7 protein-coding genes are annotated in these 13,866 nt (G+C 46.1%); all 7 read right to left on the reverse strand.

From position 1 onward, the window contains the following. Positions 1–257 precede the first annotated feature (257 nt). Positions 258–2,609: a glycoside hydrolase family 95 protein gene (locus B4G94_RS14655; protein ID WP_286859754.1), complete on the reverse strand. Its 2,352-nt coding sequence runs from the start codon at positions 2,607–2,609 to the stop codon at positions 258–260. A gap of 6 nt (positions 2,610–2,615) precedes the next feature. Continuing rightward, positions 2,616–4,601 (reverse strand): sialate O-acetylesterase, encoded by a 1,986-nt coding sequence (locus B4G94_RS14660; protein ID WP_286859755.1) that lies wholly within the window; start codon positions 4,599–4,601, stop codon positions 2,616–2,618. A 98-nt stretch (positions 4,602–4,699) separates the two neighbouring features. Next, positions 4,700–6,898 (reverse strand): alpha-galactosidase, encoded by a 2,199-nt coding sequence (locus tag B4G94_RS14665; RefSeq protein WP_286859757.1) that lies wholly within the window; start codon positions 6,896–6,898, stop codon positions 4,700–4,702. Between the two features lie 12 nt (positions 6,899–6,910). After that, on the reverse strand, positions 6,911–9,151 hold the full coding sequence (locus B4G94_RS14670; RefSeq protein WP_286859758.1) for a glycoside hydrolase family 95 protein: 2,241 nt from the start codon (positions 9,149–9,151) through the stop codon (positions 6,911–6,913). A 21-nt stretch (positions 9,152–9,172) separates the two neighbouring features. Further along, positions 9,173–10,768: a solute:sodium symporter family transporter gene (locus B4G94_RS14675; protein WP_286859759.1), complete on the reverse strand. Its 1,596-nt coding sequence runs from the start codon at positions 10,766–10,768 to the stop codon at positions 9,173–9,175. Positions 10,769–10,786: 18 nt separating this feature from the next. Further along, positions 10,787–11,827, reverse strand: coding sequence for a GntR family transcriptional regulator (locus B4G94_RS14680; RefSeq protein WP_286859761.1), 1,041 nt, complete (start codon positions 11,825–11,827; stop codon positions 10,787–10,789). 13 nt (positions 11,828–11,840) lie between these two features. Further along, positions 11,841–13,862, reverse strand: a complete 2,022-nt coding sequence (locus tag B4G94_RS14685; protein ID WP_286859763.1) for an alpha-galactosidase — start codon at positions 13,860–13,862, stop codon at positions 11,841–11,843. Positions 13,863–13,866: the final 4 nt, after the last annotated feature.

Here is a 13,866-nt window from a genome sequence, read left to right on the forward strand (position 1 = left end):
GCAAAACGACGGTCTGTCGTCCTTAGTGATGCTGCTGAGCCCGTGTAGGGTACAGCTATCGAAAGACAGAGTGCCATTATACTGGCCTCAGGACCGAAGGACAGGCCCTTGATCAAAGGCCATTGTCTTGTCTTTTCTGTTTTCATATTTACTTTTTTTGTTTATAAGGTGCTTTTATCTTGAAATTTTTGACACAAAGCATCCCCTATCATGCAAAAAATTGCATGATCCAATTCGGTTGAGGACGCTATGTTTTGTTATTTTTCTTTTGTACGATAGGCGATCCAGTTATGATCTATACATACGTTAAGTTGTTGTGATTTGGGTGAATAAATCTGATAGTTCAGTATCTTACCATCTTTCCATTCCATATCTAGCGTGTGATTTCCCTTGATGCGCATGCCCCTCACCCGGCCTTCTTTTTTCCAGGCCTGAGGCACCGCCGGTAGAAGATACACCGTATCCTGATGGGACTGCACCAGCATCTCGGCGATACCCGCTGCTCCGCCAAAATTACCATCGATCTGAAATGGGGGGCCTGCTGTTAGCAAATTGGCGTAAACACCACCACCGGCGCCATAATTGATATGTGTATCAACACGTGGAGTCATGAGTTGCCGAAATAATTTATAAGCCCGTTCGCCTTCATGCAATCTGGTCCAAAACAGTAGTTTATGGGCAATGGCCCAACTCGGTCCATCATCCCCCCGTACATCCAGGCTTTTTTTAGCGGCAAGCTGCCAGTCTGGATGTTGATCATAACGGATCAGATAGCCCGGATACAAGCCATACAAATGCGAGATATGCCGATGCTGCGGATCCACCTCTTCATAATCTTCGATCCATTCCATGATACGGCCATCTTTGGCTAGCTGCACCGCTGGTGCTAAGCGTTTCAGTTGCGCCGCAACCTTCGTTAAAAAAGGATCCGATTGATTGCCCAATAATCCCGCTGCATGAATGATATTTTCAAATAATTCGCGTACGATCTGATTATCTATTGTTGGCCCCATCGTGACGTTTGCCTGCTGCCCATTAGGGAGCTTGAAGGAATTTTCGGGAGATACAGATGGCGAAGTCAACAGCCAGTCCATGGTTGGGTGTTCGGTCAGGGCACTGGAGTAAAACTGTGCTGCTCCATAGAGAATCGGGTATATCCGCCGTAGATAGTCCATATCTTCGGTATAGAGGTAATGTTCCCAAAGGTTATTGCAGAGCCAGCCCGAGCCCGCATTGGCAATTCCCCAGGAAGCAGACTCTCCCGGTTCGGTATAGCCCCATACATTGGTGATCACATGGGCTACCCAGCCCGGTGCATTATAGTACGCTTTCGCGGTCTTTGCTCCCGGGGCCATCAGGCCTTCCACAAGACCCACCAAGGGTTCATTGAGCTCCCCCAGATTAGCCGCCCCGAGGTGCCAATGGTTCATCTGCACATTGATATCCAGGTGGTAGTCCCCATTCCAGGGCGTCTGAATCTGATTTGCCCATAAGCCCTGTAAGTTTGGTGGTAGCAAGCCTAAACGCGTACTGCTGATACTCAGGTAGCGACCATACTGATAGAATAGCGCCGCTAATCCTGGATCCTGATCCGGTTCTTTACCGAAAGCCACCAAACGCTGATCGGTCGGTAAGTCATCTTTCGACTGCCCCAATTGGAGCGACAAACGGTTGAACTTTGCCAAATAGTTTTGCAGATGTTCGGCATACTGCTGGCTATAGGATTTTTTCAAAGCCTTTGTTAGCGTTTCAGCTGTCGTACGCTCAAAATCCTTACCTTTAAAATCAGTATCTGTTGCCACGTAAATTAGCACTTCGTCAGCCTGTTGAATAACAATAGATTGTCCTTTTACCAGCTGTTTTCCTCCTTTTATCTGCGCGCGGACACGTGTTTTGAACTGCATTCCTTTACCATCTACACCATTGTCCAATTGTCCTACCAAAACAAGCTCGCCATCCTCGGTCTTGGAAGTAGCCCTTTCGGGACGGTCAATCTTGATTTCCAGGCTAATCTGTCCTTTTTTGCTGCTCTGTAAACGAATAACGCCCAGGTCATCGGCAAAGCTTGTCCAATATTCGCGGCTATACCTGACACCTTTGAGCTCATAGCTTGTTTTTGCCATCGCTTTATCGAGATCCAGTTCCCGGCGATAGTTCTGCACTGCGGTGAGATCCGCTTGTCCGTCAAAGGCAAGCATCAAATTTCCGAGCACTTGATAACAGCCCCATTGCTTGCCGCCCGATCCCGGGCCTTTGCAGATAAAATGCTGGTCTATCAGACGCTGAGCAAGGTCGTTTTTCCCACTTTTGATCAGATTTCGAATACTATCCAAATACCTACTGGCCTCATAATTATTGGCATCCTGAGGACTTCCCGACCATAGTGTGATATCATTGAGTACAATATGGTCATTCTTTAAGCCACCATCGGGCATCATGCCAATTTTTCCATTGCCAAGGGGTAAGGTCTCCTCCCATTGTTTTGCCGGCTGCCGATACCAAAGTTTTCCCCCCTGCACTTGCCCAAATAAGTTGCCCGAAAAAAAGAAAACCACAAGCGTGCAGAGTAACTTACCTTTCCGAAGATTTATTTTTGATGATCTATTCATGTGGTTTTAGTTTTTTGTCCAGTCATCGGTTCGGAAGGGAGATCCGGGTATCCCGGCTTCGTTGTATAAGGTCAGGTCCGGATTATCGGCCCAGCCGTAACGTACCGCGACGGGTGATGGTACTTCTTTGGCCGATACGATCAGCTTATTTCCGACCTGTTTGACTTCTGCAGGATAAAAGACCTGATCGGCACCGGCAATGGTAAAACTACCGTTGCGTTTATCCGTTTCCTTCAGCACCAGCCTTTTGCCCATGGGGTTAAAGCTGAGTTGCATTGCTGTTCCCTTTGTCGTCCAATGCTTAAGAACAGGGCCCGAATAAGGGATCTTCTTGCCATACAGCTGCGCTGTTGCAATCCATCCAAGCCTTCTACCAACATCTTGCTTATTTTTCGGATGGATATCCAGTGCATCGCCGATATCAGCAATGACTGCCATACCTGTATTAGGCAGTTTGAGTGATTGGCGCTGTGCTTCCCGTAATCTCGCCCAGGAAGAAGGCTGCGGTGTTAAACTTTTCGCCTTAAAGTTGGCCAGTTGAACAAAATAGAATGGCATCTTTTCATTGTTCCACTGCTGGCGCCAATCCCGAATCAGTGCGGGCAGCAGTTGCTCATAGGGAGCGTCTTTTGAATCCGCGTTACTTTCACCCTGGTACCAAATGGCGCCTTTTATTTTAAAATCCACAAAAGGTTTAACCATGGCATTATAGAGCACAGTAGGCCTATTGGGACCCTCCATCGCATTAGGTTTTGCCGGCAGCTTCGCCAGATCATAACCTACTTTACATTTCCAGTCTCCAACGAGAGCTATCTGTTCGCCATTCGGTCCTTCCAGTCGTGGCTGTTCTGTACCGCCATATATTCCGCCATCACCGGCTCCATCAAATACGCGAACGGCGATATGCAATAGGCTGCCATTGTTGGCCGTTGCAGGAATGGTATACTTCCGAATCTGGTCGTAACCGACAGTTTCGCCCACCTTTGTACCATTGACATAAGTGATGTCGTTGTCATCAATTGCTCCCAAAATCAACTTGAGAGGTTTACCTTGCCAATGTGCCGGTAGTTCAACGTCTTTGCCAAAATAAACGACACCATCCATTCCCGGAAACAGGTTTTTGTCAAAAAAACTAGGAATTGTAACCGTAGACCAGCTGCTTTTATCCAGTTGTGGTGTAAACCACTCGCCCTGCGTTGCTGTCTTCACCTGATCCTGCTGTTCGGCGACGCGATTCCATTCGGCCAGCTCTTTCGCATAGATTTCCTGTGCATCCGGACGTTGGATTTTTTCGATAGCCGCTGTATAGGTTGAAAAAGGTGTAAGGGCATCCCGGCTCATCCAGGCTTCAATGATTGTTCCGCCCCAGGAAGAATGGATCAGGCCAATTGGAATGCCTGTTTTCTCGTAGATCTCACGTGCAAAAAAATAGGCCGTAGCCGAAAACTCCGGAATACTTTGTGGCGTCACCGGATTCCATCCACCGGACTCCACCTGCACTGCTGTGGTAGGTTGATTGGCGGTTGCTTTTGGAATCTGCAAAATACGAATATCGGGGAAGTTGGCTGCTTTGATTTCCTGCTCAAAGTTATTGATCTTACCCCAGCCCGCCAGGGGCATTTCCATATTTGACTGTCCTGAACAAAACCAGACTTCACCGATCAGGATATTTTTCAGGATCAATTGATCACCATCGTTGATGGTAATTTGGTAGGGTCCACCGTATTTTGGTGTCTCCAAGAGGACCTGCCATCTTCCCTGCTGGTCTACCTCCGCCTGATAATTCTTGTTGTTCCAGCTGGTGTTTACGCTAAGTTCCTTGCCTACTGCTGTACTGGTTCCCCAGATCTTGACCTTTTCCTTCTGCTGCAGCACCATATTGTCGCCAATAAAAGCTGGCAGCTGTACTTTTGCCTGTAGGGCAGAAAATCCACTGGCAACGCTGAGTAGCAGGGCCAACAAAGTCCGTTTATACTGTTTAGGTTTTATCATGATTTTTGAGTTTGTTGCTCAATTGGGTTTATACATTTGGCGCATCCGAAGCCCAGACTCTTGGAGTTGAGGCTACGGATGTGCCACAGTTATTTTTTTTAAAGTGCCGATATTTTTAGTAAAACACTGGTACGGTTGCTATTCAGGTCTGGATTTACGCCAACTTTCATCAGGTAGTCGCCCGAATAAGTTTGTCCCTGGCCTAAGCTCGACTTGGCTCCCGGATACAAGTTGATCTCCTCCACCCGATATTGCTTTTGGGCGTCCAGTCCTTTTAAACGGACGGGATCGGTTGTTCCGATACCGTAGCGGTTATTGACCAGGTAGTTGAAGATTACAGCCTCGGTTTTTTCGCTATTCACGTAGCTCAGGGCGGCAAAGTCACCTTCACGTGGATCGGCCAAACGATACTGCTCCCCATGCCAGATTGTTGCTTTAAGCGCGTCGTAATTCTTTACCGCCTGCTGGCAGAATAACAGATCCTGCTCATTCAGATGACTCACCACAATGTCAAAACCCAGTTTACCCATCATGGCTACATCCGTACGGAATTTGAGGGACTGTTTTCCCCAGTCTGTCACATGGTTTGAAGTGCTGATTGCCGGGAAAAAGTAAGAATACTCGTACTGCATAAAAATACGCTCCAAAGGGTCTGTATTGTCCGAAGGCCAGAATTCGGTAAAGTACCGAAGTGCCGCATAGTCCACACGTCCACCACCGCCCGAACATAACATCATCGGCACTTTCGGATACTTCGAACGAATACGCTCCAGCACTTTATAAAGACCTTCCACATAAGAAACATAGAAAGCACCCTGGTCTTTTAGAAATGCGGAATGCGCATTGTAAATGACCGCATTACAGTCCCATTTGATATAGGCCAATGCCGGATTTTTGGTAAACAGGTCGTCCAGGATGTTAAAGACAAAATCCTGCACCTTGGGATTTGTCAGATCCAGGACCAACTGATTGCGGAAGTAATGTTCTTCCCGCTGCGGCTGTTTGACGACCCAATCCGGATGTTGTTCGTAGAGTTCGGATTTGGGGCTAACCATTTCGGGTTCTACCCAGATACCAAATTTAACGCCCTGCTTAGTCGCTTCTTCCACGAGTGTCGCGATACCATTGGGCAGTTTTGTCCGGTTCGGTTGCCAATCTCCTAGACTGGAGTGATCGCTGTTACGCGGATATTTATTTCCAAACCAGCCATCATCCAATAAAAATAGGTCTACCCCTAGTTTTTTGGTATCCTGGAGCAAACCTTTTAATTTTTGCTCATTAAAATCAAAATAAGTCGCCTCCCAATTGTTGAGTAAAGTCAGGCGTTCGCCATTTCCATCCAGCAGCTGATATTTACGGGCCCAATTGTGCAAATTTCGGGAGGCGGTGCCTTTTCCCTTTGTTGACAAGGTATAGATCAATTTGGGTGTTGTAAACTCCTGGTTGCTGGCCAATTTCACATTGGAAGCATAGTTATTTATGCCGGCAATGATACGTAGGTTATTGAGGTAATCCACTTCGAAATCCACCTTAAAATTTCCACTATACCCAAGGCTTGCCATCAGGACCGTTCCTTCATCTTCGGATGCTGCCTTGCCCAGTGAGACCATAAAGGAGGGTGGCTGAAATAAATTCGCACGTGTTCCGAGCTTACTGTCCAGCACTTTAATGCCATGTGTTAACGGAGCCTCTTCCACCTGCATTTCTTTTGCCCAGTCGCCATGGTACTGCCGTAGCCAATATGCGTTGGAGCGCAAGGTCAGGTTGGCCGAAGCAAATTTTTCCAGCGTAACGACTTTCTTTTCTTTATTTTGGATGGTTGTCCACTGCTCGATGATATCCTCATTCAAAAAAGATTTGTAGTGTAAAACGACATAAATATCGTATACCGGATCTTTTAGGGTGATATCAAGCTGTTTGACATTGGCATCCAGGTTGTTCACCGCATGCTTTTCATAGCGCAGGTCGAGGGAGCGGTTACCGTCCGCATGGACGATACTAATCGCTGGTTCCAGCAAATTTTTTGAACCGGAAGGCGTATAAGCCGCATTGGACAGTCCACTATAATCTGTCAATTGTCGATAACTGCTTGCAATGGTCGAATACTCTTTTAAATCACGCAATTTTTCGCCGTAATAGAGCATTTTCAACGTTTTCGTGGAATCGTACTCCAACACTAGCGCATTCGACCTGGTTTCTATGGGAATCTGTCTGGACTGCGCCTGTGCTTCCAGATGGACAAGCCCCTGGGTCATCAAAAGCCCGAGTACAACATGTTTAAAATGAAGGGTTGGCATATATCAATAGATTTAGGATTTGTTAACGAACTTGACTATTTTGTTTGCTTTCAATTGAATCTTGTAAAGGTATTTACCCTTGATTTCCTGCTCTGGGTTTAGACCGGCCAATTGGGAAAGGCTTAATACCTGAATCGTTTGATCCTGCGGCGATGAAAGAATAAGCTGCCTAATGCTACTGTTATTCCATTCCATTTTTTCAATGCATACATTGCCCCGGGCTTTGAGCCCCTTGACTGTTCCGGCCGACCAGCGATCAGGCAGGGCAGGAAGTAATTCCAGCACATCCGTCTGCGACTGCAGCAACATTTCACTCAGGGCAGCCACATAACCCAGGTTGCCATCAATCTGGAAAGGTGGATGCGCGCAGAGCAAGTTGGCGTAAACACCACCGCCATTATTGTAATCAATACCGTCGCCGCCGACGAGGTTAATGAAATTAGTCAGGATTTTATAGGCGTGATTTCCATCCTGCAAGCGGGCCCAAAAAGCCACCTTCCAGGCCATGGACCAACCTGTAGATTCGTCGCCACGCGCGGTCAGCGTAACTCGTGCAGCTTTGGCCAGTTCTGGTGTTTTCAAAACAGAGAATTGGTTGCCAGGATACAGACCAAACAGATGCGAGACATGGCGATGCTTGTCCTGTGGATCATCACGATCCGTTTCCCACTCCTGCAACTGTCCCCATTGACCGATTTTGGGTTTGAGCAGCGCATCGCGAAGTGCCGTGATATGTTTACGGTAATCAGCGTCCATATTTAAAACTGTGCTCGCCTGGATGTAGTTGTTAAAGAGATCGTAAATAATCTGATGGTCATAGCTAACGGCATCCTCTGTAGGGCCATGTTCCGGCGACCAGCCCTGCGGCGCCACCACAGTTCCGTCCGGTCTTCGAACCAGACGATCATCCCAAAACTCACTTATTTCTTTTAAAATCGGATAGGCAAACTCGCGTAGATATTTCTCGTCCTTGTTAAAGGCATAATGCTCCCAGAGAGCCTGGGCATACCAGGCACTTCCGGGGGTGTTCCAGAGAAAGCTCTCGCCGCCGAAGATATTATTTTCGGTCTTTACGGTCCAGCCCCTGACGCCCGGAAATTCCTTTTGTGTATTTATTTTTTTCACCTCACGCATGCTATTGATGTAATCAAGGTAAGGCCAGGCCGATTCACTTAAATTGGCAACTTCTACTGGCCAATAGTTCATCTGTATATTGATATTGGAATGGTAATCTGATCGCCATGGTGGATTGTTACTGTTATTCCATAACCCCTGTAGGTTTGCGGGCAAGCCACCTTTTCGTGAGGAACTGATCAGAAGATAGCGTCCATATTGATAAAGTAATGCTTCCAGAGCCGGGATCGGCTGTTTTTTATAGGCTTCCAACAACGCTTTTGTTGTTTGCTTGCTATCCAGCTGGCTATGACCAAGATCAAGCTCCACCCGACTGAACAACGCTGTATAATCCGCAACGTGCCGTGCCAGTAGCTTATTTACGCCATATTTTTCCGCTTGGCGCAGATACCGTTCATTGACCTTCATCGGTTCCTCGGCCGACTTCCATTTGGTAGCCCGTGTATTGGCATAATCTGTTGCGGCACTCAGCAGCAGAACAATTCGATCGGCAGATTTTACGGCAAGGACAGCCTGTCCTTTTTCATCTGTTGTTTTGGAAAGTGAACCACCTATGACCTGCACGCGCACCTGCGCGGCATACCGCATGCCATTGTCGAGCGTTCCCTGAAACCACAAATGACCATCTTCTACCTGCACCGCCTGTCCATGTGCATCCTGAAGTGCAATTTGGGCATTGAGTTTCCCTTTTTTACTGTTTGCATAGTCAAATACCATAACCTGATCGGGCTGACTGGCAAAATACCGACGGTTGATCTGCTGTCCATCCTGCTGATAGGCTATTTCATGCAGGCCCTTATCCAAATTCAATTTCCGACTATATGCGGTAAAGGATTTATTAACGTCGGCGTCAAAGCGAACAAAAAGATCACCGAAAGCCTGATAGGCACCTGTTTCCTGTTCATCACCTGTCCATAGGCTATTTTCATTAAATTGAATATGTTCCTGATTTACTCCGGCAAAGATCATGGCACCGATTCGTCCATTTCCGATGGGATATGCTTCGGTCATCCAATCTGTTGCGGGCTTATTATCCCAGAGGTAATAGCGTTGTGCATACGATGTGGCCGAGCAAAGGGTTAAACATATAAAGATGAGATATTTAATTTTTCTGTGCATTAACATAGCGACTGATACAATTTATTGAGCGATGCCCAATGGTGAAAAAACAAAATAGATGACAATCATCAACAGGATGAGAAAGGCGCCGATCCTGTACCTTCCCTTCCAATAGGTGCCTTTGTCCTGGCCCGAAAACTCAAATTGATAAACCGATAGATAGTTTGGCTGGCTCAATTTACTTCCCCCCCAGATGACCAGCGCCACCGCGATAAACAACAGTGCGAACAAGTGCAGATAGTGCAGCTCTGTCTTCCAGACAAACACCAGAATGAAATAGCTAAACATGTACAGGAACAGGCCGATTTGTGCCATCCTTGGCGTCACACGACGGGATAGAATCCCTAAGATCATAATGGTGAAGATCGGCATATTGAACAGCCCCGATACGGTTTGTAGGTATGTATAAAACCCATCGTGGGCAAATAGGATAAAAGGCGCAATAAACATCGCCGAGGTGGAAATAATCAATTCAAACAGTTTCCCTTTTCTGACCAATTCTTTTTCACTAAGATCTCTTTTTTTATACTCCAAATAAGGCTTGTAGATATTAAAAATAAATAAGCTGCCACAGCTCTGTAATCCAGCCGTATAGGTGGTCATTGCGGCACCAAAGACCAGCGCCAACGAAAAGCCAATCAGCACATCAGGAAAGATCAGTACAATAAGTTTCGGAAAAACAGAAGCTGTAGGCTGCACATGCGGCAATAAGTGTACCGCCAGAAGACCGGGTAAATTAATCAACAGCGGCATCAACAGCTTCCCTCCGGCGGCTAAAGTCATTCCCTTCTGTGCTTCCTTTAAATTTTTGGCACTTAATGCCTGTTGTGCGATATAGGGTTCCATTCCCCAATAGTAAAAGTTGATCAGGAGCATCCCGGTAAACAGGGTAGAGAAAGGTACCGCATCCTGTTTGGATCCCACAGCATTGAGATGTTCTTTCTTGTCGTGAAATAACTGGAGGACACCCGCCCAGATATCGCCATTGCCCAGCTGCCAAAAGGCAAAAATTGGAATCAGCAGCGCAAGCAAAAACAGGCAAAGGCCGAGGCCCATATCAGACAGCGAGATCAACTTCAATCCTCCTAAAATACTGTACAAGCTTCCAATGATACCCAAAGCCCAGACCAGTATCCAGATACTCTGCCAGTAACTGATGTGCAATAGCCCGGGCACATCAAACATCGTGGCCAGGCTTAGTGCGCCACCGTATAATACCGGTGGCAATAAATTAACGATGTATCCGATCAGGATCAGGATAGATACCAACATTTTCGTTTTGGGGTCAAACCGCAGCGCAAGAAAGTCCGGTACCGTCCGAAAGCCATGTTTAAAATAGATAGGCAGCAAAAACTCCGAAACCAGCAGCATGGCGACGACAGAACTTACGCCCCAGCCGATCACCGACAGGTTGTTGATATAGACCGATTCATTTTCACCAATAAACTGGTTGGCGCTGAGGTTGGTCAACAGCAAAGCCGACCCCACCATCCAGAAGCTATTGCTCTTTCCGGCAAGGAAGAAGCCGTTTAAGGTATTGGAATAGTTGGTTTTAAACTTCCATAAGGATCCCAAAGCAACCAAACCGGTAAAAAGACAAAAACTAAAAACTATCATCTTAAAAACTTCCCTATTTTAGACAGAGTTGCGGTCTGCCAATGTCGTTGGCACCACTTCTTTGATCAACGTTCTTTCGAGTACAAACTTGTCGGCTACCGATCCGATACGCGCAAAACTTGTCGAAAAGGTGGTAATACCGCCGCTGATAATCTCTTTGATGACATCATCATTATGCGATAAAATCCCCAGATCCTGCCCTAGGGTCCAGCCTTTTTGTAAAACTTCCTTCAGCATCTGATAGAGCTCCGGATTATGAATGGTAAAATACAGTTTTCCCTTTTTTAGGTCACCTACATGGTATTGCTTTTCGATATGCCCTTTTACCTTATAGTCTTTCAGAAAGCGCAAGAACGCATCTTTGATTTCATTGGGTTCGGCTGTATTTTCCCTAAAATAGAAGATCACTTCTTTATACTTTTTGATCTTTGGATAAAGCTCCTGAAACACGGCATAGGTGGCTGCTTCAAATTCCTGGGATACGTAGGAATAATCTTCTCCGAGATCCATCAAACGATCAATAATCAATAACTTGGACGCCGGGATGGAACGTAACAGCATTTCGGAATCTTTATTTTCAATCGGAGCGACAATATATACCGTATATCGTCCCTGAATACGATTGAAAATATCTTCAAAGGTTTCCATATTGTTGTGATGGAAAAAGAGATCCACGCTTACTTCTTCCGGAAGGTTGGTCCGCAGTTCATTCACCAAGGTATCTTGAAAGGTATCGTATGCATACAGCAGGACCGCAACTTTTTGTTTCATCTGTGTATTGTTGCTCACCACAAAATATCCTTTTCTGTTTTTCGATTCCACGACTCCGTGGGCAATCAGGTCGCGGTAAGCTTTGGCAAAGGTTTCGCGTGCATAGCCCAGGTATTGGATCAAGTTATTGACAGAAGGCAAACTTGCGTGTACCTCCAGTTCATTGGCATCAATGGCATCCAACACGCCCTGTACGATACATTCATGTTTCGAAAGCCCATTTAAAGCTTCCAATCGTTTGATCCGATCGATCAACGCCTTAAACTGTTCTTCTTTGGTTATCTTCATATAATATTATTAACTAAAGAGCAATCTTAAGCAATTTTGCTCCTGCTTGCTCAAAGGCAATGGGATTTTTAGCAGTAAATTCCTGCGCTGTTTTTTCAAACAGTTCCACCGCCTTATAGGTTGTATTTGGCTCCAGGCCAATCTGTTTAAAATCTATGTTTATTGCTGCCGGGGCTGTCTTGTAATTAAATACGGCCACATACAGCGTTGTTCCAATCTTTTTGTAATAATACGTATTTGCTGCTTTTCCTTCTACAAATCCTGCCGGACGGAAGCTTTTACCGTCGGCTATAATTTTTAGAATTTCGGGATCCTGCAGATATTGATTCATCTTTGGCTGCCAGTTTTCTTTTTTCGATAGGTCATCACCAAGGATAATGGTCCCCGTTACCACACCGGAAAGCAGTCTTGCCTTATTGACTTCAGGGCTTTCATCGTGAAAGACCAGGTGGTCGGCATCGATAAAATCGTAAAGATAAGTTTGCCACCAGCCGTAACTAACGCTGTTTAGCGTATATTGAGTTTGATCGATCGTCTTCCAGGCATCGCAGGCTATTCTGCGCATGTGTGCAAATTGGGCTGTCGCCAGGGAAGGTGAAATTGCGGCATAGATCAACATTTTACCCTGCAGCACGTCGACGAGATGTTTCATCCCCACAGCATAAGCCTGCATACCTGTCTGAATTTTCTTATCGTAAAAACCTGTGGATTCGATTGCCGCATGAGAGAGGAAATCGACCTTGATCATTCGGAAGCCACAGTCGACCAATTTGCCCAAGATCACATCCATACGGGCCAACGTACCGGGATGTGTCGGATCAAGAGCCCGACCACCATCTAAATTGTGGTAGCCTTTTTGGGTTTTGGTCCAAAGCTGGCCAAAGGTAAACTGGCTCCCCTCCGCTTTGCGGTCTGGGCCACTTCCATGCCCCCAGTCTGTAAAAGGCGCCCAATACACCCCGGGCTTGAGTCCCAGAGAATCACAATAAAGAACAAATTGCTTCAGTTGTGTGTAGTCACCCGACATTCCTCCGGGTGTCATATTATCCCAGAAAGAGTCTAGGTCTATAAAAGCCTCACCATCTGCATTTCGGAAATAAGGAATATCTTTTGCAAAATAGTCTGCTGTACCTGTGGCATTCTGAAAATTAAGTTTTTCCTGAATCACGCCCCAGCTGTTCCAGCCGACAGGTGTGGCGCCTTGCCAAGATTTCACATAGGCGGGCGATAGCTTCCGGTGGATTTTAGCATAGTTTTCAAGCCCAATGCGCCAATCCTTGTCATAAGATACGAGGTATTTTGGGGAGCGAATCACATCCCCCTTTACAGCTCCATGCGCCATGGAATCCCGTGTGATATTTACATCTGTAAATCCGGCCTGTGCTGCTAAGTGGGTATATTGCCCCTGATCTCCTTTGATCGCAATACCCGATTTCCAAACGGATTGATCCAATGACCCAATCAACAGACCTTTTCCGCTGTCCTTATCGTATACAACTCCGACCTCTGCGCTGATCTTACTATTCATCGCAAGGATATTGTTTTCATAGGAAATAAAGGTATCGTTATCAAAAGGAACAGCCAGCTGATACAAGGATTTTCCCAGGCCGGTAATTGAGGCATTCGACCAGATAGGCACAAGTTCATTACTGGCTATATTTTTACCCCTAACTTCCATTTCAAGGATGACACCATCTATTGTGTCGTAGAAATAAAAATGCTGCAGTAATGTGATACCCTGCCCGGCTTTAACTGAGATTGTATACCGGATACCCTTACCCAGATTGTCCTGAACGGGCTTTTCTGTGACGCTGCGGGTTCCTGTCAGTTTATCTGTACTAATTTTTTGTCCATTGGCAAGTCGCACATAGGACACCGCCTGATTAATAAAAAGCTGCCTTTCCGATCCAATACTATAGGTACCTTTCGCTTTATTATAATTAAATGTAATTCTATTCTTCTTGATTTGAAGCGTCTGTCCCGACAAAGTCATCGAAGCCGCCAATAAGAGTAATATTCCAAAAAAATATTTCATCGGT

The organism is Sphingobacterium sp. UBA7625, from assembly GCF_002484085.1.
Classification (GTDB): Bacteria; Bacteroidota; Bacteroidia; order Sphingobacteriales; family Sphingobacteriaceae; genus Sphingobacterium; species Sphingobacterium athyrii.